This is a genomic window from Achromobacter spanius (assembly GCF_029637605.1).
GTDB classification, from domain to species: Bacteria; Pseudomonadota; Gammaproteobacteria; order Burkholderiales; family Burkholderiaceae_B; genus Achromobacter; species Achromobacter spanius_E.
This window is the reverse complement of the sequence record NZ_CP121261.1, coordinates 4,887,422-4,912,901: the sequence shown is the minus strand read 5'-3', so window position 1 is coordinate 4,912,901 and position 25,480 is coordinate 4,887,422. Positions and strand designations below refer to the sequence as shown.

Annotated in this window: 25 protein-coding genes; 10 read left to right on the top strand and 15 right to left on the bottom strand. The window is 65.1% G+C overall.

Going from position 1 to position 25,480, the window contains the following annotated elements:
• Window positions 1-16 precede the first annotated feature (16 nt).
• Complete coding sequence (locus tag P8T11_RS21885) at window positions 17-1,789, top strand: M61 family metallopeptidase (RefSeq protein ID WP_268080048.1); 1,773 nt, start codon at window positions 17-19, stop codon at window positions 1,787-1,789.
• 24 nt (window positions 1,790-1,813) lie between these two features.
• Here the strand turns inward: P8T11_RS21885 and P8T11_RS21880 are convergent, their stop codons facing one another.
• The 9 genes from P8T11_RS21880 to P8T11_RS21840 all read right to left on the bottom strand — a co-directional run bounded on the left by P8T11_RS21880 (window position 1,814) and on the right by P8T11_RS21840 (window position 11,337).
• Window positions 1,814-2,761 carry a fimbrial protein gene (locus P8T11_RS21880; protein ID WP_268080049.1) on the bottom strand — a complete coding sequence of 316 codons (948 nt, stop codon included), beginning with the start codon at window positions 2,759-2,761 and terminating at the stop codon, window positions 1,814-1,816.
• Window positions 2,758-5,388, bottom strand: a complete 2,631-nt coding sequence (locus P8T11_RS21875) for a fimbria/pilus outer membrane usher protein (protein WP_268080051.1) — start codon at window positions 5,386-5,388, stop codon at window positions 2,758-2,760. Before P8T11_RS21875 ends, P8T11_RS21880 begins: the two co-directional genes overlap by 4 nt.
• An 8-nt stretch (window positions 5,389-5,396) precedes the next feature.
• Window positions 5,397-6,137, bottom strand: a complete 741-nt coding sequence (locus tag P8T11_RS21870) for a fimbria/pilus periplasmic chaperone (protein WP_268080052.1) — start codon at window positions 6,135-6,137, stop codon at window positions 5,397-5,399.
• A 53-nt stretch (window positions 6,138-6,190) separates the two neighbouring features.
• On the bottom strand, window positions 6,191-6,733 hold the full coding sequence (locus P8T11_RS21865) for a fimbrial protein (RefSeq protein ID WP_268080053.1): 543 nt from the start codon (window positions 6,731-6,733) through the stop codon (window positions 6,191-6,193).
• A gap of 152 nt (window positions 6,734-6,885) precedes the next feature.
• The gene (locus P8T11_RS21860; protein ID WP_268080054.1) at window positions 6,886-7,848 is read right to left on the bottom strand and encodes a Bug family tripartite tricarboxylate transporter substrate binding protein; all 963 of its coding nucleotides are present in this window, start codon (window positions 7,846-7,848) and stop codon (window positions 6,886-6,888) included.
• 35 nt (window positions 7,849-7,883) lie between these two features.
• Window positions 7,884-8,636, bottom strand: coding sequence for a 3-oxoacid CoA-transferase subunit B (locus tag P8T11_RS21855; protein ID WP_268080055.1), 753 nt, complete (start codon window positions 8,634-8,636; stop codon window positions 7,884-7,886).
• A gap of 1 nt (window position 8,637) precedes the next feature.
• Complete coding sequence (locus tag P8T11_RS21850) at window positions 8,638-9,303, bottom strand: 3-oxoacid CoA-transferase subunit A (protein WP_268080056.1); 666 nt, start codon at window positions 9,301-9,303, stop codon at window positions 8,638-8,640.
• Window positions 9,304-10,272 (bottom strand): Bug family tripartite tricarboxylate transporter substrate binding protein, encoded by a 969-nt coding sequence (locus P8T11_RS21845; protein ID WP_268080057.1) that lies wholly within the window; start codon window positions 10,270-10,272, stop codon window positions 9,304-9,306. It abuts the gene before it with no gap.
• A gap of 162 nt (window positions 10,273-10,434) precedes the next feature.
• Window positions 10,435-11,337: an NAD(P)/FAD-dependent oxidoreductase gene (locus P8T11_RS21840; RefSeq protein WP_268080058.1), complete on the bottom strand. Its 903-nt coding sequence runs from the start codon at window positions 11,335-11,337 to the stop codon at window positions 10,435-10,437.
• A gap of 123 nt (window positions 11,338-11,460) precedes the next feature.
• Between P8T11_RS21840 and folB the strand changes: the two genes are divergently transcribed.
• Together folB and ttcA are read left to right on the top strand one after the other, a co-directional pair.
• Window positions 11,461-11,820 carry a dihydroneopterin aldolase gene (gene folB, locus P8T11_RS21835; protein WP_050446785.1) on the top strand — a complete coding sequence of 120 codons (360 nt, stop codon included), beginning with the start codon at window positions 11,461-11,463 and terminating at the stop codon, window positions 11,818-11,820.
• 2 nt (window positions 11,821-11,822) lie between these two features.
• Entirely contained in the window at window positions 11,823-12,809 is a 987-nt protein-coding gene (gene ttcA, locus P8T11_RS21830; protein WP_268080059.1) for a tRNA 2-thiocytidine(32) synthetase TtcA, read from the top strand.
• A gap of 65 nt (window positions 12,810-12,874) precedes the next feature.
• Here the strand turns inward: ttcA and pcaD are convergent, their stop codons facing one another.
• A complete protein-coding gene (gene pcaD, locus P8T11_RS21825) occupies window positions 12,875-13,684 on the bottom strand; it encodes a 3-oxoadipate enol-lactonase (RefSeq protein WP_268080060.1) in 810 nt (269 codons plus the stop codon).
• Between the two features lie 100 nt (window positions 13,685-13,784).
• On the opposite strand from pcaD, the gene P8T11_RS21820 reads away from it, so the two are divergent.
• The gene (locus tag P8T11_RS21820; protein WP_268080061.1) at window positions 13,785-14,810 is read left to right on the top strand and encodes a LysR family transcriptional regulator; all 1,026 of its coding nucleotides are present in this window, start codon (window positions 13,785-13,787) and stop codon (window positions 14,808-14,810) included.
• Here the strand turns inward: P8T11_RS21820 and P8T11_RS21815 are convergent.
• The 5 genes from P8T11_RS21815 to apaG form a co-directional block, all read right to left on the bottom strand.
• Window positions 14,707-15,672, bottom strand: coding sequence for a D-2-hydroxyacid dehydrogenase family protein (locus tag P8T11_RS21815; RefSeq protein WP_268080062.1), 966 nt, complete (start codon window positions 15,670-15,672; stop codon window positions 14,707-14,709). The two genes, P8T11_RS21820 and P8T11_RS21815, sit on opposite strands and share 104 nt — an antisense overlap.
• 64 nt (window positions 15,673-15,736) lie before the next feature.
• Window positions 15,737-16,525: a DsbC family protein gene (locus P8T11_RS21810; RefSeq protein WP_268080063.1), complete on the bottom strand. Its 789-nt coding sequence runs from the start codon at window positions 16,523-16,525 to the stop codon at window positions 15,737-15,739.
• 167 nt (window positions 16,526-16,692) lie between these two features.
• Complete coding sequence (locus tag P8T11_RS21805; protein WP_268080064.1) at window positions 16,693-17,862, bottom strand: UbiH/UbiF family hydroxylase; 1,170 nt, start codon at window positions 17,860-17,862, stop codon at window positions 16,693-16,695.
• Window positions 17,859-19,160 carry a murein transglycosylase A gene (gene mltA / locus P8T11_RS21800; protein ID WP_268080065.1) on the bottom strand — a complete coding sequence of 434 codons (1,302 nt, stop codon included), beginning with the start codon at window positions 19,158-19,160 and terminating at the stop codon, window positions 17,859-17,861. Before mltA ends, P8T11_RS21805 begins: the two co-directional genes overlap by 4 nt.
• A 49-nt stretch (window positions 19,161-19,209) precedes the next feature.
• On the bottom strand, window positions 19,210-19,584 hold the full coding sequence (gene apaG / locus P8T11_RS21795; protein WP_050446790.1) for a Co2+/Mg2+ efflux protein ApaG: 375 nt from the start codon (window positions 19,582-19,584) through the stop codon (window positions 19,210-19,212).
• 162 nt (window positions 19,585-19,746) lie between these two features.
• Between apaG and rpe the strand changes: the two genes are divergently transcribed.
• The 6 genes from rpe to trpC all read left to right on the top strand — a co-directional run bounded on the left by rpe (window position 19,747) and on the right by trpC (window position 25,456).
• The gene (gene rpe, locus P8T11_RS21790; protein ID WP_268080066.1) at window positions 19,747-20,475 is read left to right on the top strand and encodes a ribulose-phosphate 3-epimerase; all 729 of its coding nucleotides are present in this window, start codon (window positions 19,747-19,749) and stop codon (window positions 20,473-20,475) included.
• A 17-nt stretch (window positions 20,476-20,492) separates the two neighbouring features.
• Window positions 20,493-21,200: a phosphoglycolate phosphatase gene (locus P8T11_RS21785; protein WP_259252814.1), complete on the top strand. Its 708-nt coding sequence runs from the start codon at window positions 20,493-20,495 to the stop codon at window positions 21,198-21,200.
• Window positions 21,201-21,491: 291 nt separating this feature from the next.
• A complete protein-coding gene (gene trpE / locus P8T11_RS21780) occupies window positions 21,492-23,012 on the top strand; it encodes an anthranilate synthase component I (protein WP_050446793.1) in 1,521 nt (506 codons plus the stop codon).
• Between the two features lie 43 nt (window positions 23,013-23,055).
• Window positions 23,056-23,622, top strand: a complete 567-nt coding sequence (locus P8T11_RS21775) for an aminodeoxychorismate/anthranilate synthase component II (protein ID WP_050446794.1) — start codon at window positions 23,056-23,058, stop codon at window positions 23,620-23,622.
• A 17-nt stretch (window positions 23,623-23,639) separates the two neighbouring features.
• Window positions 23,640-24,671: an anthranilate phosphoribosyltransferase gene (gene trpD, locus P8T11_RS21770; protein ID WP_050446795.1), complete on the top strand. Its 1,032-nt coding sequence runs from the start codon at window positions 23,640-23,642 to the stop codon at window positions 24,669-24,671.
• Window positions 24,668-25,456: an indole-3-glycerol phosphate synthase TrpC gene (gene trpC, locus P8T11_RS21765; RefSeq protein WP_268080067.1), complete on the top strand. Its 789-nt coding sequence runs from the start codon at window positions 24,668-24,670 to the stop codon at window positions 25,454-25,456. Before trpD ends, trpC begins: the two co-directional genes overlap by 4 nt.
• Window positions 25,457-25,480: the final 24 nt, after the last annotated feature.

Below are 25,480 nucleotides of genomic sequence, written 5' to 3'. Positions count from 1 at the left end.
GAAATAAGATACGAGCATGAAAAAAGACAACGCTTGCCCCGTACTTTACCGCCTGACGCCCCATGACCCGGCCGGACACCGCTACCGGATAACCCTAACGATCGACGCCCCCTCCCCGGACGGCCAGCGCTTGTCGCTGCCGGCCTGGATTCCTGGCAGCTACCTGATCCGCGACTTCTCGCGCCAGATCGAATCCGTGACGGCTCACGCGGGCTCGCGCCGCATGATTGTCGACAAGATCGACAACCACACCTGGCAGGTCGCGCCCACCGACGGCCCGCTGCGGGTGGAGTACGTGGTGTATGCCTGGGACTTATCGGTGCGCGGCGCGCACCTGGACGAAACCCACGGCTTCTTCAACGGCACCAGCGTGTTCCTGCGTGTGCATGGGCAAGATCACCTGCCCTGCCTGGTGGATCTGGCGCCCCCGCGCGGCATCGACGGCTGGAAGGTGTACACCAGCCTGCCCGAAGCGGCGGGCCAACGCGGCGCGGCACGCCGCCACGGCTTCGGCCTGTACCAGGCGCCCGACTACGACGCGCTGATCGATCATCCGGTGGAAATGGGCACACCGCAGGTTGCCCGCTTTACGTCCCACGGCGCCGAGCACGAACTGGTCTTCACGGGCGTTGCCCCCAATCTGGACCTGGCGCGCATCGCGGCCGACGTGAAGAAAATTTGCGACACGCAGATTGAATTCTTCGAACCGCGCACCAAGCGCGCGCCCTTCCTGGACAGTTCCAACCGCTACGTCTTCATGACCATGGTCACGGGCGACGGCTACGGCGGCCTGGAGCATCGCGCCAGCACCGCGCTGATGACGGCGCGCAAGGACCTGCCCGTGCTGGGTCAGCAAGGCCAGGGCGAAGGCTATCGCGGGTTTCTCGGCCTGGTCAGCCATGAATACTTCCACACCTGGAACGTCAAGCGCATCAAGCCGCAGGCCTTTGCCCCCTACCATCTGGAGCAACCCGACCTGACCCGCCTGCTGTGGGTGTTCGAAGGCTTCACGTCTTATTACGACGATCTGCTGCTGCTGCGTTCCGGCGTCATCACGCAAACGGAGTATCTGCGTCTGCTCGCCAAGACCATCACCAGCGTGGCCCGTACCCCAGGCCGCACCAAGCAATCGGTTGCCGAAAGCTCTTTCGACGCCTGGACGCGCTATTACAAGCAAGACGAAAATTCGCCCAACGCGCTGGTCAGCTATTACACCAAGGGCGCGCTGGTGGCATTGGGGCTGGACTTGTTGATCCGCCGCGAAAGCGCCAACGCGCATTCGCTGGACGACGTGATGCGCCTGCTGTGGGAGCGCTATGGCCGCGACTTTTATCAGGGCAAGCCACAAGGTCTGCCCGAAGACGCGCTGCCCGGCCTGATCCGGGAAGCCACCGGCGTCGACACCCGGCGCTTCATCGCGCGCCATGCCTACGGCACGGCGGATGTGCCCTTGGCTGACCTGCTGGCCGATCAAGGCATCACGCTGCAATGGAAGACGGCCATGAATATTCCGACTCTGGATGTTCGCCCCCGCAAGCAGGGGGACGCGGTGACGCTCGCCACGGTGCTGGAAGGCGGCGCGGGCCACAAGGGTGGGTTGTCGGCGGGCGACGTGCTGGTGGCGTTGGACGGGTTGCGGGTGGAATCGCCGGCGGGCCTGGACATGCTGCTGTCGCAGTATCTGCCCGGCGACCGCGTGACGGTGCATGTATTCCGGCGCGACGAGCTGCGCGCGTTCCGCGTCAAGCTGAATGCGCCCGAAGCCTTGGATTGCGTGTTGACGGTGTAGCGCGCAGGCGCGCCACAGCGTGCGCTACTCGTAGAACAGCGTGACCGTGGCGGTCGCGCTGACCGGACCGCCCGTGATCTTGGGTTCGGTCTGGTAGTAGCGCGCGCCCAAGGGAATCGACACGATGACCGGGCCTGCGTGGGGCGTGGACGGGATCTCGGTGCGCGTCTCCAGCGGCTGGACGACATTGCTGCCGACGTCGCCCATCAGCAGTTGCAGCCCCACCCCCTTTGCCATTCCATCTAGGGTGGAGTTCTTGATCACGTTGTTTTCCTGGTCCGGTGCGTCGATCCGATACGCCACCTTCACACCCGGGTCGCACGCCAGATCAATAACGAATGCCTTGGGCGCCGCCGTCGCGCCCACATGACCCAGATCGCGGGCACGAATCGGCAATAGATCAACCTGTTGTTCACTTTTCGTCGGCAGGCAGCTTCTGATTTTTGCGTCGTAGCGCAGGTTGTTGAAGACGATCAGATTGCTGAGCAGGCTGCCGTATCTGACTTCGACACGCAGGTCTCCCGAGACACCGGACTGGATGGGCCCGGTTTTGATGAACTCGATCGTGAAGATCTGCGGTGGGTGGTATTCCCAAGGGCCAAGCGCCTTTTTGGGGGTCATCGGCGACGGCAGGTACACCCCGCCCTCATGTGGCCAGAAGATGCGCACGCCGATGCCGGGAATGCCGGACGCGTAGACCTTGTCTTGACCCGGAACCGCGCCCAGGTTCGTCACGAAGCCATAGGTGAACAAGTCTCGGATGGAGGTGCACTGAACCTTGGCCACCCCACCGTCAATTGAGAGAGTGTGGATCGTGCTGCCCACGGGCGCATCACGCGCCGGCCTGACCGCGTCAAGCTGTTGCTCGGTGATCGTGGTGACGAGCCGATCGCCCGTGCACGCCGCCCAGGCCGAACCGCCCAACGACGTCAACAACAGCGCAAGGCTGGCCTGGCGGATGACTGCTTTCATGGATGCTTCACTTCCCACTGCCTAGGCGACGGCGCTACGCAAGGTAATTCCAATTGCGGGTAGTGCGTGTCGCCCACGCCCGCTTGTTCGTTGACCTGATAACTTGCCCAGCATTGCTGGTCACTGCCCTCGCCCCATTTGGCGATCAGTTGCTCGCCGCCCTGCAAGCCACGCACGAATGCCCGCCCGCCTTGACCGACCAGCGTGACCGTATCGCTGCCCACGATGCAGAGTTCGGCCCCCATCGGGATGCTTGCCCCGCGTTCGCGTACAAGCTTCAGCAGCATCGGACGCCCCACCACGGTGGGATAGCGCAACAACACGACGGCCCCGGCGCGTGGCGCGACCTGTTGCGACGTCATTTCCAATTCGACATCTTGCGACGTGCCCTTGGGATCCAGCGCCACGTCGTTACGGCGATAGGGCATCAGGCCGGCCACGACCCCGTAGCCATTGCCGGCGATGCGTCCGCGCGATCCCGAGACGATCGCCGCGCCTTCGGCACTGGGCGCCTCAAGCACGGCCATGGTTTCGCCCTGGCTTTGCGTGGCGTTGATGCCGCCGGCATGCGCCACCAGCATGCCGCGCATGCCGGCGCCCATTTGGCGATAGTTGTTGCCGCGACTGCCCGACAGGTTGTAGCTGGCGTGGCCGGTGTCGTAGCGCAGGCTGCCGCCCTGGTTGGCGCTGCCTTGTCCGTCGTTGCGATCTTGCGACCCGTAGAGCGAATAGCCAAACTGCCCGGAATCGCCGGCGGATCCGCTCAACGACGCATTGACGCTGCGCTCGTCCTTGCCTTGCGCGCTCAGCGATGTTCTCAGTGTCGGTGAGTTCGAACCGCGTCCCAGCGGCACGCTCAAGCTCAACAGGTACTGATTGCCGAAGCGCCCGATGTCGTCGCGCGTGCGCGTCACGCTGATGCTCAGGCTGCCCCAACGAAAGCCATTGGAATAGCCTGCGTAAAAGCTGGTGTCACGGCGCCGATCGCGGCCCCAATAGTTCTGCGCCACGCCGGACAGGGCCACCTGGCCCCAAGCCTCGCCCAAGGGTTGGCTGATGTTGAATTGCAAGCGGCTGCGCTCTTTGTCGCCGTAGGCCCAGCTTCTATATGACTCGCTGCCAGGCCCGCCCGCCGACGTCCTGCCGCTACGGCGCGCAAACTCGCCCAGGCTCAGATAACCCTCGCTTGAGAACCGATACCCCACCACGCTGAAGTTCGTTGACGTGGGTTCCAGCAGCTTGCTGTAGCTCAAGCGCAGGCTGCGGCCACTTGCGGCGCCGCCTTCCTGTTGGCCGGCATCGCGAACGTGGGTGGCGCGCGATTGCGTCAGATCCGCCGCCAGCGCGCCCAGCGGCGTGCTTAGCGCCAGCCCACCTTGCAGCGCGCGGTACTGTTGCGCGGCAATGATGCCGCCGTAGCCGGTCACCGTGTCGGACAGCCCCCGTTGGTAGGTGCCTTGCAAGAACGCGGGCGGCGCATTCAGGGTGTCGTCGCGATAGCGACCGCCCGTCAGGCTGAACCGCGAGCTACCCGGCCGCAGCAACTGCGCCACCGACGCATAGGGCACCACGAAGCGCTTGGTGCGCCCATCGGCCTCGGTGATCGTGACGTCCAGGTCACCGGCATAGCCGGTGTTGTACAGGTCATCGATGGCGAACGGCCCGGGCGACACGGTGGTTTCATACAGCAGGTTGTTGCCCTGGCGCACGCTGACCTTGGCCGTGGTGTCGGCCACGCCACGCACCACGGGCGCAAAACCGCGCATGGAATCGGGCAGCATTCGTTCGTCGCTGCTGAGTTGGATGCCGGTGTAGGGAATGCTGTCAAAGATATTGCCAGGCGTGTAGAACTGCCCCAGGGTCAACTGCGCGCTGAATGGCGTGGCGTCGCGCTGCACATAGCTGCTTAGCGCCTGATAGTGGCTGCCCCCGGAAGCGCCGGCTTTGCTTGTATGGCTGAAAGACCCGCTGTGCCGCAAGCGCCATGCCCCCAGATTCACGCCCGTATTCACGCTGCTGTAGAACTGTCGATTGTCTTGCTTGGCATAGCGATTGGACGACAGATTGATGGCATAGCCAAGAAAGCCCGCATTGATGCCGGCGTCCCACTCGTCGGGCGGCACGTAGCCGCGCGCCGTGGACTTGATATAAATCTGCGGAATGGAAAGGTTGGCGCGCAGCTCTGACATATCCACATCAAAGCGGCTGGAAGGCGGCAGGCCGTCCAGCCCCACGCATTGATCGTCGGACACCGGCACGGCCTGCTCCGCGTTCAGCAGGGGGGTGTTGACGCCGATCCGCTCATACACCTTCATGGGCAGGCAGGGTTGGGCGTCGGCACGCGCTGCGGTGGTGGCCGGCGTGGCGGTCGTCGGGGAGGCGGTATCACCCACGCGCACCCGGACCTGCTGCCGCCCGACGTGGTTGCCGTTCAGATAGAGGTCCAGTTGATGGACCCCGGGAGTCAGCGCATTGCCGCCCTGAAAGCGCGACAAATCGACCGCTTTCCCGTTGCGTCCACCAAAGAACGCAGGATTGAACTCAACCGGTTCCTGGGCTTGGAGCGTGGTGCTGAGCAAACCGGTAAAAAGCAGGAATGCGCTGCTCAACCGTACGTGACGATGCACGGCGCGGCCTACGGCTCAAGCGGACTTTCGCGCCGCTCGGCGGCGCCATAGTCGTTGATCCATTCAAACGCCACCGCGCCCTTGGCGCCCGCCGCATTCGACAGTTTTCCAAGGCCCAGATCCGTCACGGAGCGGGGCGACAACATTTGGGCAGGCACGGTAACGTCACGTCCATTACCAAGCCGCACGGTCACAGCGGTCAGCGACACATGGAATGCGCTGTCATTGCGCACTTTCAGCGCCGCGCCCTTGCTGGTGACCACCACGCGCCAATTGAGGCGCTCGGCGGCTTCGCGAGGCGTGCCGGACAGGCCGGCGGGGCGGAAGAACAGTTTGATACGGCTGCGGAAAGCCAATTGCATGTGGTTTGCAACCTGGGCGGATGGCAGGGGTGGAACGTCAAGCGCGTTCATCCAGAACACGGATTCGCGATCCGTCGCAACGCCAGGTTGAGGAATGTAGGCAATGCGCAGCGTCTGGCCCATGCGCGGATTGACACGCGCCAGCGGCGGCATGATCACGAAGGGCACGTCGGTTTCGTCGGGGTTTGAATCCAGGTCGCCGTCGTCTATCCAGGCCTGCACCAACGCCGGCTTGCCGCCTTCATTGGTCAGGCGCAATGTGACTTCGCGCTCGGCAGCGGGATAGATGATTCGCGTGCCGCCGATCACCACGTTGGATCGGGCTTCCGGGGGCAGCAGGAAAGCGCAAGCCAGGAGCAGCAACGCGCCTAAATGGCGTCGTCTCACCTGACTTGCACGGTCCAAAAGCCCCCCGAGCGTACGCTCAAGGGGGTTCGGCGTCATTCGTAGATCAGGTCAAGCAGCACTTCGGTTTCCACCTTGCCGGGCGTGGTGCCGGGTGTGGCGGCGAGGTACTGGGCGTAGAACTCCAGCTTGGCGGTACCCGATTCAATATTGACGGTTTCAGCGCCTGCGTCGGTAGACAGATTGATCGGTTGGTACTTGCTGTTCAGCAACTGCACCTGGGCGGACGAAACCGGGCCATTACCTACCAGTGCCTGGTTGATCAGGGCGCCGGTGACGGCATCCACGTTGGCACCGCGGTTGAAGCGAGTGCGAACCTTGGTGCCGGTGCAACCGGACAGCTCCAGCGTGACGAGTTCGCGGCCAGCCACATCGTTCTGCTTGGCCAGTGCTCGGGCGCTGACAGTGGGCAGCGGCACAGCCTTCAAGTATTGGCCGTCACCATTTCCGCTGTCTATTGAGCAGGTAGACGAAGACACATCGCCCGTGAATACCAACTTCACATCCGCTGCCATCGCGCTGCCGCACAACAGCAGGGACGAGAAGGCCAAACGTGCTGCAACAATCTTCTTGTTCACCGAAATCTCCGAATGCCTGTTTCCCCAAGAGGGGGATGGCGGTCATTGTTTCGATTTCACTCGGCAAGCAATATGAGAAAGTTCTCAAAGGAAACGCGCGGGGAACATACTGGCACTGCCGCGCCACATATCCTGCTGGTGAAAGACAGACGTCAATTCACTTTGGCGCCCGACTGCTGAACCGCCTGCTTCCACGTATCCAGTTCGCGATCGATATGGCTGGCAAAGGCTTCCGGCGTGGACCCGACCGTTTCGTAGCCATAGCCCATCAGTTGCTGCTTCAAGGCGGGCACCGCCACCGCGTCGGCGATGGCGCGGCTTAGGGTATTGACCACGGCGGGCGGGGTGCCCGCGGGCGCCAACACGCCGTACCAGCCGTTCACCACGAAGCCGGGCACGGTCTCGGCCACGGTAGGCACATCGGGCAGCAGGGGCGAGCGACGCTCGCCCGTCACCGCAAGCGCCTTCAACTTGCCAGCCTGCACCTGCGGCAGCGACGTGGAAATGCTGTCGAACATCAACGAGACCTCGCCGCCCAACAGCGCCACCACGGCCGGGCCGCTGCCTTTGTAGGGCACGTGCATCATGTCGGCGCCCGTCTGGCTCTTGAACATCTCGGCAGCCAGATGGCTGGTATTGCCGTTGCCGGCCGACGCAAAGCTGAGCTTGCCGGGATGGCTCTTGCCGTAGGCGATCAGCTCGGCAATGTTGTTGGCCGGCGTGCTCAGGGGCGCGGCCACCAGCATCGGCAAGGTCGCCACCAGCGAGACCGGCGCGAAGTCCTTCCGTGTGTCGTAAGGCAGAGACGGGTACAGGCTGGGGTTGATGGCGTGCGCGGCCAGCACCATCAGCAGCGTGTAGCCATCAGGCTTGGCGCGGGCCAGTTGCGCCGAGGCGATCGCCCCGCCCGCGCCGGGCTTGTATTCCAGCACCACGGGTTGGCCCCATTTCTTTTGCAGTTCCGCCCCCAAGGGGCGCGCCAGCATGTCGGCGCTGCCGCCGGGCGGGTACGGAATCAGCAAGGTGACGGGTTTGTCGGGATACGTGGGCGCGGCTTGCGCGGCGCCCAAAGATGCAAGGCAGAGCGAGGCTGCGGTGAACAGGGAACGGATCATCAACGGTCTCCTTGGCCCGGGCAGGGCGCTAACAATCAGGCGTAGCGCGGCGCGCCGGCCGGGTCCAGGACGATCACGCGTGGCGTCGCCGGGAAGTTAAGCGGTGCGCCGGTAACGGAACGCAGGAAGGCGGCATCGACGCCGGCGAGCATGGCGTAGACGCTCAGCCCATCAGGCCTTACGTCGATCACCGCCAGGTCGGTGTAGATGCGCGTCACCACGCCCTTGCCCGTCAGCGGATAGGTGCATTGGCGCAGCACCTTCGGCGTGCCGTCGCGGCCGCGGTGCTCCATGGTGACCAGCACCTGCTTGGCGCCCACGGCCAGGTCCATGGCGCCGCCCACGGCGGGGATGGCGTCGGCCGCGTCGGTTTTCCAGTTGGCCAGGTCACCCTCTTCCGACACCTGGAACGCGCCCAGCACGGCGTAGTCCAGGTGGCCGCCGCGCATCATGGCGAACGACACCGTGTGCTCCGTAATGGATGCGCCGCCCAACAAGGTGATGGGCTGGCGGCTGGCGTTGATCAGGTCCGGGTCCACGTCCTTGCCGCTGGCGGCGGGACCCATGCCCAGGATGCCGTTTTCGCTGTGCAGCAGAATGTCTTTGTCGGGCGGCAGATAGTCGCCCACCAGCGTTGGCATGCCGATGCCCAGGTTGACGATGGAGCCGTCCGGGATATCACTGGCCAGCAATTGCGCGATCTGTTGCCGGGTCAAGCCCTTGATGTCTTGCGCGTTGTTCGTGTTGTTCGAGTTGCTCACGCTGTTCGTGCTGTTCGCGTCTTGCATGTCAGGCCTCCACCCGCACCACGGCTTTCACGAAGATGCCCTGCGTCATCACCTGCTCCGGCACGAAGGTGCCCAGCGGCACCACCTCGTCCACCTGCGCAATGGCGTGGCCCGCGGCCATGCACATGACCGGGTTGAAGTTGCGCGCCGCGTGCCGGTACATCAGGTTGCCCCAGCGGTCGCCCAGATGCGCGCGGATCAGCGCGAAGTCGGCGCGCAGCGGATGCTCCAGCACGTAGCCCACGCCGTCGATCACTTCCTGGCGGCGGCCCTCGGCCAGTTCCGTGCCGTAGCCGGTGGGGGTGTAGAACGGCCCCAGCCCCGCGCCGGCGGCACGCAGGCGCTCGGCCAGCGTGCCTTGGGGCACGCATTCCAGTTCGACCTCGCCGGCCCGGTAGGCGCGGGCGAAGGCATCGGAATTGGGCGGGCGTGGATGCGAGCAGATGATCTTCCTGACCTGCTTGCGGATCAGCAATGCGGCGATGCCGCGTTCGAACGTGCCGGCGTTGTTGGAAATGATGGTCAGGTCGCGCCGCCCGGCATCCGCCAGGCATTGCAGCAGCTCGTAAGGCACGCCCGCTTCGCCAAAGCCGCCGACCAGCACCGAGGCGCCGTCGGGAATCACGGCCACGGCTTCGGCCATGGAGGCTTGAATCTTGTCGATCATCTATTGCTCCCGGGCCAGGCCGGCCGTATCCACGATCTGTTTCCAGCGGGCACGTTCCTGGACGATGAAGGCCGTGAACTCGGCGGGCGTATTGCCGCCTGCCTGCCCGCCCATGGCCTTGAAGCGGCCGCTGATGTCGGGGCTGCGCACCACGTCGCGCGCGGCAGCGTAGAGCTTGTCGACCACGTCCTTCGGCGTGCCGGCTGGCGCAATCAAGCCGAACCACGCCGTGACCACCATGTCCTTGACGCCCGCCTCGGCCATGGTGGGTACGTCCGGCAGTTCGGCCAGCCGTTTGTCGCTGGTGACGGCCAGCGCGCGCAGCTTGCCGGACTGGATGAATGGCATCGAGCTGGGCAGGTTGTCGATCATGAAGGTGAACTGCTGCCCCAGTAGCGCGGCCACGGCAGGGCCGGCCCCTTTGTAGGGAACATGCGTGCCCGCGATGCCCGCGCGCTGCTTGAAGAGTTCGGCGGACAGGTGCGGCGATTGGCCCGCGCCGGAACTGCCGAACGACACCTGCGACGGGTCGCGCCTGGCCTCGGCCAGCAAGTCCTTCACGCTGCGGGCAGGCGACGCTTCGTTGACGACCAGCACGTTGGGCACCGAGATCACCAGCGTCACGGGCGCAAAATCGGCCGGCTTGTAGGGCAGTGTCTTGTAAAGCGCGTAGTTGATGGCGTTGGGGCCAATGTTGCCCATCAGCAGGGTGTAGCCGTCGGGCTTGGCCCGCGCCAAGGCCTGCGCGCCGATGATGCCAGCGGCGCCGGCGCGGTTTTCCACGATGACCTGCTGGCCCAGCTTGGCGGCCATCTTGTCGGCGATCAGCCGCGCGGAAATGTCGGTGGTGCCGCCAGGGGCAGCCGGGATGATCAGGGTGATCGGCCGTTCCGGCCAGGCGGCGTGGACGGGGCTGGCAATGGCGGCCGCCATCACGCCCGCGGCCAGCCAGCGATGCGCTTGCAACATGCTTGTCTCCGAACGCGGTCATGGATGACCAACTTGTGGGGCAAGTGTGTGTGCCGCGCGGGCAAATGCCAATTCTGCAATCTGGAGGACGGGCTTCGCCTGGGCTGAACGCTGGGCTAGGCGAACCCATGGGCTTGGGCTGCAACGCAGCCGCGCGGGGACTTAGTCGCCCGCGCGTTCCCAGCGGCGCTGGATGGCCTTGGCCGCCACCACGCCGTCCGCCATCGACGTCACCACGCAAGGGTGCATGCGGTGGGCCACTTCGCCCACGGCATAGATGTCCGGCACGCTGGTTTCGGCGGTGGCGAAGTCGGTACGGATATAGCCGCGCTCGTCGCGGGCCAGTTGCAGGCTGTCGGCAAAAGCGGCCTGCGGTTCCCAGCCATAGAACACCAGGATCAAGTCGTACTGCCGGCCATCGACACTGCGGCGGGCGGGGTCCACGGTGTAGGGGCCGATGCGCACGCCTTCGCGACCGGCTCGCGTGACCCATTGCTGCTGGGCGCGCACGCTGCGGGCATACAGATGCACGGCGCGGGCGCCTCGGTTGCGCACATAGACATAGTTTTCGAAGGCGTTGTCGCCCCCGCCCAGCACCGCCACCGACAAGCCGGAATAGTCTTGCGCAACGATGGGCGAACCCGGCCCGATCAGCACGCCGGGCCATGAGGCGCCCGGGGGATGGTCCGGCAGGCCCTTGGCGCGCACGCCGGACGCAATCACCAGCGTGCGGCCGCGCACCTGCGTCTGGTTGCCGTCCGCCCCGGCCAAACTGGCTTCAATGCCGCCCTTGCACGGCACCACGCCGACGACGCGGGTTTCCATGCGCAGCGGCACCTGGGCCGCGCGCACGCTGGCGTCGATGTTGTCAGCCACCTGTTGCCCCGTCACGCCAGGCAGCACCGCGATCCAGTCGTCGGCGAAGGGGTTGTCCTTGGCCAGGCCGCCCAGGTGGGGGCTGGCCTCAATTAATATTGGGGACAAACCAAGCCTGGCCAGCCACAGGGCGCAGGACGCGCCGGCCGGGCCGCCGCCTACAATGACCGCATCGTGCATTTGTTGCATTTGAACCCTTATTGACCGCGCCGGCGCCTCACGGGCGCACGGACGTGGCTGAATTGTAGCCAGCGCGCCGGCCCCAATCCGCCGTCCCCTTACAATTCCGGCTGTCCCACCCAGGTTTTCACCATGCCCACACGTCGCATCATCCTTTCCGGGCTTGCGCTCGACGCCCGCATCGGCATCCTCGAACACGAGCGCCGCGCCACCCAGCCCCTGCATGTCGACGCCGAGTTCGATGTGGACATCCATCGCTCGGTGGACGACCACGATATCCACAGCGTGCTGGACTACCGCCGTCTGCGCGAGGCCATCGTCGAGGAATGCACGCAGGCGCATGTGAACCTGATCGAAACCCTGTCCGAACAAGTCGCCGCGCGCCTGTTGGCCGACTTCCAGGAAATCCGCTCGTTGCGCTTGCGCATCAGCAAGCCCATGGCCTTTTCCGACTGCGCGGCGGTAGGCGTGGAAATCCAGATCACGCGTTGACCATGAACGATATTGCTCCGCCCCCCGCCGTCCGCTCCCCCGAGGTCCGCTATCGCACCGAGGCCGAAGAAAAGGCTCGCCACGAAGGCAACAAACTGACCAAGCGCCTGGCCCGCGAAACCACGCGCGCCCTGTCCGACTACAACATGATTGAAGAAGGCGACCGCGTGATGGTCTGCCTGTCGGGCGGCAAGGATTCCTATGCGATGCTGGACATCCTGCTGCAACTGCAAAAGCGCGCGCCGTTCAAGTTTGAACTGATCGCCGTCAACCTGGACCAGAAGCAGCCCGGCTTTCCCGACCACATCCTGCCCCAGTACCTGAAAGACCTGGGCGTGCCCTTCCACATCGAGACGCAGGACACGTATTCCATCGTCACGCGCGTGCTGGAAGAAGGCAAGACGATGTGCTCGCTCTGTTCGCGCTTGCGCCGCGGCATTCTGTACCGCGTTGCCTCGGAACTGGGCGCCACCAAGATCGCGCTGGGCCACCACCGCGACGACATCCTGGCCACGTTCTTCCTGAACCTGTTCTATGGCGGCAAGGCCAAGGGCATGCCGCCCAAGCTGGTGTCCGACGACGGCCGCCACACGGTGATCCGTCCGCTGGCCTATGTGGCCGAGACCGACCTGATCGCGTATGCGGAGTTGAAGCAGTTCCCCATCATTCCGTGCAACCTCTGCGGCTCGCAGGAAAACCTGAAGCGCAAGGAAGTGGGCCGGATGATCAAGGACTGGGACAAGCAGCATCCCGGCCGTTCGTGGAACGTGTTCAACGCCTTGTCGCGCGTGGTGCCCTCGCACCTGATGGACCGCGACCTGTTCGACTTTGTCGGCTTGAAGCCCACCGGTGTGCCGGACGCAAATGGCGACACGGCGTTTGACGCGGTGGACCCGGACGACAACGCGGACGAGGCTTGCGGCGACACGCCCGAAGCGTTGGAGCCAGGTGCGATCGTCGAGAAGAAAGTGACGTTCACGCGCCAGTAATCGACAGTCGCGGTATGGGGCCGCCCACGGCGGCGCCCTTCCCATCTTCGCCGCCCGGCACGGATTCAACGCGGTGGCAAGAACGACAGCACCGCGTCCACGAACGCTTCGGGCCGTTCAACATTCGACAAATGCACGGTGGGCAATTCCACCAGGCGCGCTCCCGGCACCGAGGCCGCTATCAACGCGCCATGGCTGGCGGCGGTAACGGTGTCGTCGCGGCCAGCTATCACCAGCGTAGGCCGATTGATCAGTGTGATCGTGCGCCGCAGGTCCGCATCCCTGACCGCCGCGAATGCGCCCGCAAGACCTTGCCGATCCATCGCCAGCAGCATGGATCGAAACTGATCGATGACCGGGCCGCCCGCTTGCAGCATGGCGCGCGGAAACCAGTTCCCCAGAAACATCTCTGTGTTTTCCGTCATGTCGGGCGCCTGCAAGGTCGCGGCGATGCGGGCGTCCCACTGCGGCACGGGCCCCAGATACGAAGACGTGTTGGCCAGGATCAAATGGTCTATGCGCTCCGGCGCGTGTACACCCAACCACTGACCGATGAAGCCTCCTAGCGACAAGCCCAGGAAATGCGCGCGGGCAATGCCCAGTGCGTCCAGCAATTCGATGACGTCACGACCCAGACGGTCCATGGAGTACGCGCCCGCCGGCACGCCGGAGGCGCCATGCCCGCGCGTGTCGTAGCGCAGCACCCGAAAATGCCGGGACAGCGCCGCGACCTGGCCGTCCCACATGTGCAGCGTGGTGCCGATGGAATTCGACAGGACCAGCACGGGCAGGCGCTCGTCGCCGTCAAACTGGTAGGCGATCTGCACGCCGTCGCCGGTGGTGAAAGTGGGGGTGAAAGGTGAACTTGCTTGCATGATGCACTCGTCTTGGAGGGTGAACTTGAGGCACAGCGTAGTTGCGGCGGATCGAATAAGAAATTACAAAGATCGCACAGTCATTGTCAGAAAAACGGAAATGAGCGACTTCACGCTGCGCGACCTTCAATGCTTTGATGCCGTGCTGCGGCTGGGCGGCTTTCAAGCCGCCGCCGCCGCCCTGCACCGCTCCCATCCCGCCGTGTTCGCCGCCGTGGCCAAGCTGGAGCGCCAGTTGGGCGTGACGTTGCTTGACCGCAGCGGCTACCGCGTGCGGCCTACGCCCGCGGGCGAATCGTTTCACCGCCGCGCGCAAGGCATGCTGCGCGAATTGGAAGGCCTGCGCACGCACGCCGCGCAATTGGCGATGGGCGAGGAAAGCGAGCTGCATGTGGTGATTGGCGATTTATGCCCACGCCCCCAGATGCTGGGCCTGCTCAGCCGCTTTTTTGCGCAGTGCCCCGCCACGCGCCTGCACCTGCACTTCGAGGCGGTGGGTGGGCCGATGGAACGCTTGCTGGATGGGGAGGCCGACCTGATCCTGCACCGGGTGGATCGCGGCGATTCCCGCATCGAATTCCTGGACTTGCTGAACGTGCCTTTCACACCTGTCATGGCGCCGGGCTTTCTACCCGCGTCGGCCCGCCGTCCTGTCACCCCCCGACTGCTGCGCGACTACACGCAGTGCGTCATGCGCGATACCGCCCGCCATACGCCGGACCGCAGCTACTTCATGATTGAAGGCGCGCATCAATGCACGGTGGCGGACCAGCAGATGAAAAAGGAAGTCATCATGCAGGGCATGGGCTGGGGCCACCTGCCGCGCTTTCTGATTGAAGAGGAATTGCGCGATGGGCGGCTGCTGGACATCACCAGCCGTCATCTGCCGGGCAGCGTCGAGGCGCTGGTGGCAGCGCGGCGCAGCGACCGACCGCAGGGGCCGGTGCTGAATCGCCTATGGAAGTATCTGGAAGCGGCCGTGAGCGACGGCCAGGGGTTCAGTCCGGGGTTCAACCCTGGATTCAATCCCCCTTCGTGTTCAACACCCGAATCGGCTTGCCCGCCTGAAACACCTTCACGGCGTCCAGCGCGTTCTGGTAGAACGCCTCGAAATTCTCGCGGCTGACATAGCCCAGGTGCGGGGTCAGGATCACGTTGTCCAGGTCACGCACGGTATCGGTCGGCGACAGCGGCTCTTCGGGGTACACGTCCAGCCCCGCGCCCGCGATGCGGAACTTCACCAGCGCGTCCATCAAGGCCTCGTTGTCCACCAGTCCGGCGCGCGACGTGTTCACCAGATAGGAGGTCGGCTTCATGGCGGCCAAGGCCGTGGCGTCCACCACGTGGCGGCTGCGGTCGGACAGAATCAAGTGCAGGCTGACCACGTCGGACGTGGCGAAGAGCTCATGCTTGTCCACCCGCTTCACGCCCGCGGCTTCGGCGCGTTCGTCGGTCAGGTTGGGGCTCCAGGCCACCACATCCATGCCGAACGCCAGGCCCACCTTGGCCACGGCGGCGCCCAGCTTGCCCAGGCCCACCACGCCCAGCCGTTTGCCGGCCAAGGGTTCGGGCATGGCGGTTTGCCACATGCCGCGCCGCATGGCCGCGTCTTCCGTTGTCAGGTGCTTGAACAGGCCCAGGATATGCGCCCAGGCCAGCTCGGCCGTGGCGGTATTGGCGTCGGCGCTGCCCGGCGCCCCGCACACGACTATGCCTTGGGCCGTGCAGGCTTGCATGTCGATGGCGTTGTTGCGCATGCCGGTGGTGATCAAGAGACGCAGGCGCGGCAAGGCGCGGATGCGTTCGGCGGGGAACGGCGTGCGTTCGCGCATCGCCACGATCACGTCGAAGGGTTCGAGCGTGGCCTCGACCTGTTCCGCCGGAATGAAGTTATTGAAGATCTGCACCTCGGCGTCACCGCCCAGCGAGGTCCAGTTCGCATAGCGCCGTGCTACGTCGTGGTAATCGTCGAGTATTGCGATTTTCAAGTGATGTCTCCGGATGGCTAGGCGGCAATCGCGCCAGCCACCCGGCCGGCGCGACCAGCGCCGGTCAGTTCAAGCGTTCTTTCAATTGGTCCAGCGGAATGGCGCCGCTGACGCGCGAGCCGTCCGCAAAGAACAGCGTGGGCGTGCCGCGCACCATCAGCTTGTGGCCCAGCGCCAGCAGCTTGTCTTCAGGCACGTCGCAGTTGGCGGTGGCCGGCTTCTTGTTGCGCACCATCCAGTCGTCCCAGGTCTTGCCCTGGTCCTTGGCGCACCAGACGTCGCGCACCTTGTCCTTGGAATCGGGCGACAGGATCGGGTACATGAAGGTGTAGACGGTGACGTCGGTAAGCTCTTCCATCGTCTTGCGCAACTGCTTGCAGTAGCCGCAGTTGGGGTCTTCAAAGATGGCGACCTTCTTCGCGCCGGTGCCCTTGACCTGCTTGATGGCCAGTTCCAGCGGCAGTTGGTCGAACGTGACGGCGCTGAGCTTTTCCTGCGAGGCGCGGGTGACGTCCTGACGCGTCATGGCGTCGATCAACGGACCTTCCATGACCCAGGTGACCTTTTCGTCGGTGTAGATCAGGTCCATGCCCAGTTGCACTTCAAAAATGCCGTAGGGCGTCAGGCGCACGGCGGTCACGTCCATGCCGGAGAAGCGTTGCTGGAAGCGTTCCTTGACGGCGTCGAGCTGCGGCGTCGACACGCTTTTCTCGCCCTTGCCGGGCTGTCCGACCGAGTCGGTCGAAATGGTCTTGGCGCCTTGGGCGGGCGCTTGCGCCAGGGCCGGGGCGGACAAGCCCAGCCCGCCGGCCAGGAAACAAGCCGCCAGCGTGGCGGAGATGCGGAAAGTCATGGGTGCTCCTGTACTTATCGTGTTCTTTGGGGAAAAGCGTAACTCATCCGGCGGGGAGCCGGGCCGGACGACTTGCCGGGGCGACGCGGAAAGGCGGAGTGTCATTCAGACGCCGGCCACCCTTCAAGGTTCCAAAAGAAAACCTCAAGAAAAAGCGCAAGAGCGCGTCAATTGGCCGATGCCCCGGCGATCAGGCGGCGCTTGATCAGGGGCGCTTTTTCCACCCAGTGCATGCCGGCATTGCGCAGCCAAACCAGGGGCGTGGCGCGCGAGGCGAACAGCTTGTGCAAGCCGTCGGTGGCCAGGCGCATCGCCAGCACCGGTTCGGCGCGCGCACGCTGGTAGCGGTGCAGCACGCGGATGTCGCCCGCCGAGCGGTACGGCTCGCGCCCCGCCACGGTGCGAGCCAGCGCCTCGACATCTCCCAGGCCCAGGTTCAGCCCCTGCCCCGCCAACGGGTGCAAGCGGTGCGCGGCGTCGCCGGCCAGCGCGATGCCGGGCGCCACCATCTGGGCGCGCTCCAGCGTGAGCGGAAAGCCGTGCAGCTTGCTGCGGACCGTCAAGCGGCCCAGCCGGCCCTCGGCGGCATCGGCCAGCAAGGTTTCCAGGCGCGACGTCTGCTGCTCGGGCGGCAAGGCCAGCAGGTCCTGCGCCAATTCGCTGCGCATGGACCACACCATCGACACTTGCGGGCCGCTGGTGGTGTCGGGCAGCGGCAGCAAGGCCAGCACGCCGTCGTCGCGGAACCACTGGAGCGCCGTGCCGTGGTGGGCACGTTCCGCGTCCAGGTGTACGACCAGCCCGGTGTCGTTGTACGAGACCGCATCGTGTTTCAGGCCCGCCGCCGCGCGCAGCGGCGAGGCCGCGCCGTCGGCGCCCACGAACAGTTCTGCCCGGATGCGCGTACCGCTTTCGGTATCGACCGCGCCATCCTGATAGCCCGTGCAGCGGTCTTCCAGCCAGGGGATGCCGAACATCCGCACGGCTTGGATCAGCACACGTTCGATTTCGCCGGATTCGACGATCCAGGCAAGCTGCGGCAAAGCCGCCTGCCAGGCGTTCAGGTTGACCTGCCCGTCGGCGTCGCCGTGGATCTCCATGGCCTCGACCGGCGTCAGCCGGGCGGCGGGCATGGCGTCCCAGACGCCCAGGTCGGCCAGGAAACGCTGGCTGGCGGGCGAGATGGCGTAGACGCGCGGGTGGTAGTGGTTGGGATCCGCCGCGGGCACGGACGCGCGCGGCGCCAGCACGGCTACGCGCTGGCCGCGTCGGGCCAGCGCCAGGGCGGTGGACAGGCCGACGATGCCGGCCCCGCAAACAACGATTTGATGGCTCATCTTGCCGAGGGCTCCCCCGCTTGCTTGGGCCACAGCACCCACATCTGGCCCCGTTGTTTCATGCGGCCCGCCTGCTGGCCGGCTTCTTCGCCGTAACCCCAGTAGAAGTCGGCGCGCGCGGCGCCCCGGATGGCCGTGCCCGTGTCCTGTGCGAACACCAGGCGTTGCAGCGGCCGGTCGGAGGCCGGAAAGGTCGTGCTCAGGTATACCGGCGTGCCCAGCGGCACGAAGGTGGCGTCCACCGCGATGGAGCGCCGGGGCGACAGCGGGATCGCGTAGGCGCCCTTCGGCCCTTGTTCGGGGTCAATGACCGGCTCTTCGCGGAAGAACACGACGGCCGGATTGGCGTTCAGCATCTCGGGCACGCGCTTGGGATTGCGCTGCGCCCAGGCGCGGATGTTCTGCATGGACGCCTGGTCGGCGGTCAGCTCGCCACGGTCGATCAGCCAGCGGCCGATGGACGCATAGGGCTGGCCGTTATGGTCGGCGTAGGCGACACGGATGGTCTTGCCTGCGTCCGGCCCATCGGTCAGTTGGACACGGCCGGAGCCCTGTACCTGCAGGAAGAAGTTGTCGACCGGGTCGTCAACCCAGACCACCACCGGCGGCTTGCGCCCGGAGGACTCGATGGCCGCCCGGGTGTCATAGGGCACGACGCGCTTGCCGTCGAGCTTGCCGCGCACGCGCTTGCCGGCCAGGTCCGGGTACACCGAGCCCAGGTCGATCGTCAGCAGGTCGGCCGGCACGGCGTAGAGCGGCCACTGGTACTTGCCGCCCTGGCGACGCGAGCCGCGCACCAGGGGTTCGTAATAGCCAGTGACCGTGTTGGCGGCGGGCTTGCCGTCGGCGGCGTTCAGGCGCCACGGCTGCAAATAGGTTTGCAGGAAGCGGCGCACGCCTTCGCCGTCACCAGCGGCCGGAGCGCGGGCCGGGTCGACGGCGGCGGCGCAAACTGGCTGCCAGACGCGCGGCGTGGCGCGCGCGGGCGCGGCCAGGTTGCCGCTGGTCTGCCGCATCAAGCCCTTGCAGTTACGCAGGAACAAGGGCCAGAACTGGGTCAGGTCGTCGGACGTCCAGCCCGGCATTTCGGACCAGTTGGCGGGCTTGAATTTTCCAGCCAGCGCACGGGGCGGCGTATCACGCAGCGCCGACAGTTGCGGCACCACCAGCGGGCCATCGGCCGCCGACGCAGGCGCACCGGGAATACCGGAGCCGCCGGAATCAGGAGGAATATCCGAGGGGGTGGAACATGCCGCCAGCAGGATGGACAGCAGGGACAGGCTGAGAATGCGCTTCATGAGCAGAGGGAACAAGCGGGCGACGGGCTACGGACGGCGGGCACAACCATTAATGCAGGGTGCGAGGCATGGCCAGGACGAATTCAGAGATCGGCACTTCGAACGGGATGCCGTTCTCGCCGACGCAATGGTAAGTGCCACGCATCGTACCCACCGGCGTGGGTAGCGGACAGCCGCTGGTGTATTCGAAGGTTTCGCCGGGCGCCAGCAGGGGCTGCTGGCCCACGATGCCCAGCCCGCGCACTTCCTGCACGCGCTGGTTGCCGTCGGTGATGACCCAGTGGCGGCTGATCACCTGGGCGGGATGTTCGCCGGTATTGGTGATGCGCACGGTATAGGCGAAGACGAATTGCTGCTCGCTGGGATCGGACTGTTCAGGCACGAAGCGCGGAGAGACAGAGACGCTCAGGTCGTAAGGTTTCACAGTCCTTCCTGTGTGGCTGGACGCCCCGGGCCACAGAACGGCGCCGGGCGCTTGGTAGACATTTGGGAGACGTATGGGAACGTGTATAAGAGACGCAGATTTCGGTCCCGCGAAACCGGGCCTTTCCCGAACCCGCGCCTCAAACTGCAATAATGGCACATTATGCCCTCCCCGATTCCGAACATCATGTCATCCTCCATGGCCTCCACTCGCATCACCCCCAGCATCCTGTCGGCTGACTTCGCCCGCCTGGGCGAGGAAGTCCGCAACGTTGTCGCCGCCGGCGCCGACTGGATCCACGTGGACGTGATGGACAATCACTATGTCCCCAATCTGACCATCGGCCCGATGGTGTGCGCGGCGATCCGCCCCCACGTGCAAGTGCCGATTGACGTGCATCTGATGGTTGAGCCGGTGGACGACCTGGTGCCCATGTTCGCCAAGGCGGGCGCCGACTACATCAGCTTCCACCCGGACGCCAGCCGCCACGTGGACCGCACGCTGTCCTTGATCCGCGAAAACGGCTGTAAGGCCGGCCTGGTCTTCAACCCCGCCACGCCGCTGTCCTACCTGGATTACGTCATGGACAAGATCGACCTGATCCTGATCATGTCGGTGAACCCGGGCTTTGGCGGCCAGAGCTTCATTCCCGGCGCGCTGACCAAGCTGCGCGAAGCGCGCGCCCGGATCGACGCCTGGACGCAGGCGGGCGGCCAGGAAATCGTGCTGCAGGTGGACGGCGGCGTCAAAATCGACAACATCGCCGAAATCCGCCGCGCGGGTGCCGACACCTTCGTGGCCGGCTCCGCCATTTTCGGCAAGCCGGACTACGCCGGCATCATCAAGTCCATGCGCGAACAGATCGCCGTTGGCGAAACCACCGCCGTCTGAACCCAGGAATAATCGCCATGACCGCTTTTCGCGCCGCGCTGCTGGACCTGGACGGCACCCTGCTGGACTCCATCCCCGACCTGGCCTTCGCCGCCAACGCCATGCGCGTTGAGCTCGGCATGACCGCGCTGCGTGTAGACGTAGTGGCCACCTTCGTGGGCAAGGGCGTCGACAACCTGGTCCGCCGCAGCCTGGCCGGCAGCCTGCACGCCGCCGACCCCTCGCCCGCCGAATTCGAACGCGCCCGGGAATCTTTCTATCGCCACTATCACCTGGTCAACGGCGAACGCGCCCAGGTCTACCCCGGCGTCATCGACGGCCTGAAGCACATGCGCGACCAGGGCCTGAAGCTGGCCGTCGTCACCAACAAGCCCACCGAATTCACGCTGCCGCTGTTGCAGCGCACCGGCTTGGCGGGCTTTTTCGACGCGGTCGTCTGCGGCGACACCTGCGCGCGCCGCAAACCCGACCCGGACCAGGTCGTGCACGCCTGCGAACTGCTGGGCGTGGCGGTGGGTGAAGCCGTCACCATCGGCGACTCGATCAACGACGCCCAGGCGGGCCGCACGGCCGGCACGCAGGTGCTGGTGGTGCCTTATGGCTACAACGAAGGCCGTGACGTGCGGGAGCTGGATGTCGATGGTATAGTTGACACGCTTGTTGACGCCGCCCAGTGGGTGGCGCTCTGGAATCAAAACCAGAACGCCGCGAAAATCGCCTCCTGATCGGTGCCAGCAAACTGAATACCAGCGTGAACACCAGCAATACCCCCAACACGTAAAGACACAGCCAGATCAATGAACGCTTACCCCCAGAACCAAATGCTCGGCGCCTCGTGGCGCTGGTGGCGTTTGTCTTCCGGGTGGCGATGATCCCTCCCGGCCCTGGACGCGTATGCCGCCTAGTGCCGTAGCTGTGTAAACACAGAGCCAAGCCCGGAACCAGATACCTGGACCGGGCTTTTTTGTTGTGCGCCCGGTCTGAAAGCAAATCAAGAATCGCTCACGAGACCCGACATGACCGAAATCGAATTCAAGGCCCTCGCCGCCCAAGGCTACAACCGCATCCCGCTGGTGGCCGAAACCTACGCCGACCTGGATACCCCGCTGGGCATCTACCTGAAGCTGGCGCACGCGGGCCCCTTGGCCGGCCGCATGACCTGCCTGATGGAATCCGTGGTGGGCGGCGAGCGCTTCGGTCGCTATTCCTTCATCGGCCTGCCCGCCCGCACCGTGATCCGGGCCAGCGGCACGCTGACGGAAGTGCTGCACGACGGCAAGGTCGTGGAAACGCACGAAGGCGACCCGCTGGCCTTCATCGAGCAATACCAAAGCCGTTTCAAGGTGGCGCTGCGCCCCGGCATGCCGCGCTTTTGCGGCGGCCTGGCCGGCTACTTCGGCTATGACACCGTGCGCCACATCGAGCCCTGCCTGGGGCCTGCCGTCAAACCGTTCCCGGCCGGCATGGAAGGCGGTACGCCCGACCTGATGCTGATGCATGTGGATGAACTGGTCATCGTCGACAACCTGGCCGGCCGCATCTACCTGATGGTCTACGCCGACCCCAGCCAGCCCGAATCCTACAGCCGCGCCCAGCAGCGCCTGCACGACCTGCGCGCCCGCCTGCGACGCCCGGTTGAAATTCCGTACAGCCACGCCAGCATGCAGACCGAAGAGCGGCGCGACTTCAAGAAAGAAGACTATCTGGCCGCCGTGCACCGCGCCAAGGAACACATTGCCGCCGGCGACCTGATGCAGGTGCAGATCGGCCAAGTCATCGCCAAGCCCTTCCGTGATTCCCCGTTGTCCCTCTACCGCGCCCTGCGTTCGCTGAACCCCTCGCCCTACATGTACTTCTGGAACTTTGGCGACTTCCAGGTGGTGGGCGCGTCGCCCGAGATCCTGGTGCGCCAGGAAAGCGTGGTGGACAACGGCGTGCCCAAGTCGCAGATCACCATCCGCCCGCTGGCCGGCACCCGCAAGCGCGGCGCCACGCCCCAGGAAGACGCGGCGCTGGCCGCCGAACTGAAGGCCGACCCCAAGGAAGTGGCCGAACACGTGATGCTGATCGACCTGGCGCGCAACGACGTGGGTCGCGTGGCTGAAGTGGGCTCGGTCAAGGTCAGCGACACCATGGTCATCGAACGCTATTCGCACGTGATGCACCTGGTGTCCAACGTCACCGGCAACCTGAATCCCGGCATGAGCAGCATGGACGTGCTGCGCGCGTCCTTCCCCGCCGGCACCCTGACGGGCGCACCCAAAGTGGAAGCCATGAAGATCATCGACGAACTGGAACCCGTGCGCCGTGGCATCTACGGCGGAGCCGCCGGCTACCTGAGCTACGGCGGCGAAATGGACGTGGCCATCGCCATCCGCACCGGCGTCATCAAGGACGGCACGCTGTACGTGCAAGCCGCAGCCGGCATCGTGGCCGACTCCAACCCCGAAGCCGAATATGCCGAAACCGAAGCCAAGGCCCGCGCGGTGCTGCGCGCCGCCGAGCAGGTCCAGCACGGCCTGGACGAACCCATCTGATTCCGGCCCCGGCCAGACGCCCCCCGCCCGCACGGAGAAAAAAATGCTGTTGATGATTGATAACTACGATTCGTTTACCTACAACCTGGTCCAGTACTTCGGCGAGCTCGGCGAAGACGTGCGCGTGGCGCGCAATGACCAAATCACGCTGGAAGAAATCAGCGCGCTGAACCCGGACCGCATCTGCGTGTCGCCCGGCCCGTGCTCGCCTTCTGAAGCCGGCATTTCGGTGGCCGCCATCCAGGCCTTCGCCGGCAAGAAACCGATTCTGGGTGTGTGCCTGGGCCATCAGGCGATCGGCGCGGCCTACGGCGGCGACATCGTGCGCGCCCAGCAGATCATGCATGGCAAGACGGTACAAATTTCCCATACCGGCACAGACATCTTCACCGACCTGCCCACGCCGTACACCGTGATCCGTTACAACTCGCTGACGATAGACCCCGCCACCCTGCCCGACTGCCTGGCGGTGACGGCAACAGCGCCGGACGGCGACATCATGGGCGTGCGCCACAAGACCCTGCCGCTGTACGGAGTACAGTTTCACCCCGAGTCCGTGCTCAGCGAACACGGCCATGCCCTGCTGCGCAATTTCCTGAACCTCGCCTAAGACAAGAAGGACGCACCGTGACCATTTCCCCCACCGAAGCCCTGACGCGCTGCATTGAACATCGCGAAATTTTCCACGACGAAATGCTGCATCTGATGCGCATGCTGATGCGCGGCGAGATGTCGCCGCAAATCGCCAGCGCGCTCTTGATGGGCCTGCGCGTCAAGAAGGAGACCATCGGCGAAATCACCGCCGCCGCCCAGGTCATGCGCGAATTCGCCACGCCGGTCGTCACGCCCAACCCGCAAGACCTGCTGGACATGTGCGGCACGGGCGGCGACGGCAGCCACACCTTCAACATCTCGACCACGGCCATGTTCGTGGCGGCGGCGGCCGGCGTGCCGATCGCCAAGCATGGCAACCGCAGCGCCTCGTCGTCCAGCGGCAGCGCCGACGTGCTGGAAGCGCTGGGCGCCAACCTGGTGCTGACGCCCGATGAAGTGGCCGAGTGCATCCAGGCCACCGGCATCGGCTTCATGTTCGCGCCCGCGCATCACGGCGCCATGAAGAACGTGGCCGCCGTGCGCAAGGAATTGGCCGTGCGCACCATCTTCAATATTCTTGGCCCCCTGACCAACCCTGCCGGCGCCGCCAACCAGTTGATGGGCGTGTTCCACCCTGACCTGGTCGGCATTCAGGTGCGCGTGCTGGAACGCCTGGGCTCGCGCCATGTGCTGGTGGTGCACGGCAAGGACGGCATGGACGAAGCGTCGTTGGGCGGGGCCACGCTGGTCGGCGAGCTGAAAGATGGTCAAATACGGGAATATGAAATCCACCCCGAAGACTACGGGCTATCCATGATGTCCAACCGGTCCATCAAGGTGTCCAATCGCGAGCAGTCGCGCGAACTTGTCATCGAGGCGCTGGAAAATGTCGAGGGCACGGCCCGCGACATCGTCGCCCTGAATGCAGGACTTGCCATCTACGCCGGCAATAAAGCCGATTCCATTCCCGAAGCCTTAGCGCTAGCATTTGAACTGATCGCCACCGGCGCGGCGCGAGCCAAGCTGGAAGAATTCTGCGCATATACCCGGAAATTCCAGAAATGAACGATATTCTCGCGAAGATCCTCGCCGTCAAGGTTGAGGAAGTCGCCGCCGCTCGCCAGATGCGCAGCGAAGCCGAAGTCCTGCGCGAAGCGCAGGCTCGCCAGGACGTGCGCGGCTTCGCGCAAGCCATCGAAGACAAGATCTCGCAGGGCAAGGCCGGCGTCATCGCTGAAATCAAGAAAGCATCGCCCTCCAAGGGCGTGCTGCGCGACACCTTTGCCCCCGCGGACATTGCGTCGTCCTATGCCGTGCATGGCGCGGCCTGCCTGTCGGTGCTGACCGACGTGCAGTTCTTCCAGGGTTCGCACGACCACCTGCGCCAAGCGCGCGCGGCCTGCTCGCTACCCGTGCTGCGCAAGGACTTCGTGATCGATTCCTACCAGATCATCGCGGCGCGCGCGATGGGCGCCGACTGCGTGCTGCTGATCGTGGCCGCGCTGACGCCGTCGCAACTGCGCGACTACGAAACGCTGGCGATGGAACTGGGCATGGACGTGCTGGTGGAAGTGCACGACGCCCGCGAACTGGACGTGGCGCTGACGATGAAGACGCCGCTCCTGGGCATCAACAACCGCAACCTGCGCACCTTCGAAACCAGCCTGAAGAACACGCTGGACCTGCTGCCCAGCATTCCGGCAGGCAAGCGCGTCGTCACGGAAAGCGGCATTCTCAAGCCCGAAGACGTCAAGCTCATGCGCGATAACCAGGTCAACGCCTTCCTGGTGGGCGAAGCCTTCATGCGCGCCAAGGATCCGGGCAGCGAACTTGCCCGCCTGATGCACTAAGGCGCCACGGGCTCCGGGCCAGGG

Bases quoted from the DNA above. Each gene is read 5' to 3' on its own strand.
- P8T11_RS21850 (WP_268080056.1), bottom strand. From the start codon at position 9,303: ATGATCGACAAGATTCAAGCCTCCATGGCCGAAGCCGTGGCCGTGATT.
- trpE (WP_050446793.1), top strand. From the start codon at position 21,492: ATGACCGAAATCGAATTCAAGGCCCTCGCCGCCCAAGGCTACAACCGC.
- P8T11_RS21805 (WP_268080064.1), bottom strand. From the start codon at position 17,862: ATGAGCCATCAAATCGTTGTTTGCGGGGCCGGCATCGTCGGCCTGTCC.
- P8T11_RS21810 (WP_268080063.1), bottom strand. From the start codon at position 16,525: ATGACTTTCCGCATCTCCGCCACGCTGGCGGCTTGTTTCCTGGCCGGC.
- P8T11_RS21840 (WP_268080058.1), bottom strand. From the start codon at position 11,337: ATGCAACAAATGCACGATGCGGTCATTGTAGGCGGCGGCCCGGCCGGC.
- folB (WP_050446785.1), top strand. From the start codon at position 11,461: ATGCCCACACGTCGCATCATCCTTTCCGGGCTTGCGCTCGACGCCCGC.
- P8T11_RS21820 (WP_268080061.1), top strand. From the start codon at position 13,785: ATGAGCGACTTCACGCTGCGCGACCTTCAATGCTTTGATGCCGTGCTG.
- mltA (WP_268080065.1), bottom strand. From the start codon at position 19,160: ATGAAGCGCATTCTCAGCCTGTCCCTGCTGTCCATCCTGCTGGCGGCA.
- P8T11_RS21785 (WP_259252814.1), top strand. From the start codon at position 20,493: ATGACCGCTTTTCGCGCCGCGCTGCTGGACCTGGACGGCACCCTGCTG.
- P8T11_RS21845 (WP_268080057.1), bottom strand. From the start codon at position 10,272: ATGTTGCAAGCGCATCGCTGGCTGGCCGCGGGCGTGATGGCGGCCGCC.
- P8T11_RS21775 (WP_050446794.1), top strand. From the start codon at position 23,056: ATGCTGTTGATGATTGATAACTACGATTCGTTTACCTACAACCTGGTC.
- pcaD (WP_268080060.1), bottom strand. From the start codon at position 13,684: ATGCAAGCAAGTTCACCTTTCACCCCCACTTTCACCACCGGCGACGGC.
- P8T11_RS21880 (WP_268080049.1), bottom strand. From the start codon at position 2,761: ATGAAAGCAGTCATCCGCCAGGCCAGCCTTGCGCTGTTGTTGACGTCG.
- P8T11_RS21860 (WP_268080054.1), bottom strand. From the start codon at position 7,848: ATGATCCGTTCCCTGTTCACCGCAGCCTCGCTCTGCCTTGCATCTTTG.
- trpC (WP_268080067.1), top strand. From the start codon at position 24,668: ATGAACGATATTCTCGCGAAGATCCTCGCCGTCAAGGTTGAGGAAGTC.
- P8T11_RS21885 (WP_268080048.1), top strand. From the start codon at position 17: ATGAAAAAAGACAACGCTTGCCCCGTACTTTACCGCCTGACGCCCCAT.
- P8T11_RS21855 (WP_268080055.1), bottom strand. From the start codon at position 8,636: ATGCAAGACGCGAACAGCACGAACAGCGTGAGCAACTCGAACAACACG.
- rpe (WP_268080066.1), top strand. From the start codon at position 19,747: ATGCCCTCCCCGATTCCGAACATCATGTCATCCTCCATGGCCTCCACT.
- ttcA (WP_268080059.1), top strand. From the start codon at position 11,823: ATGAACGATATTGCTCCGCCCCCCGCCGTCCGCTCCCCCGAGGTCCGC.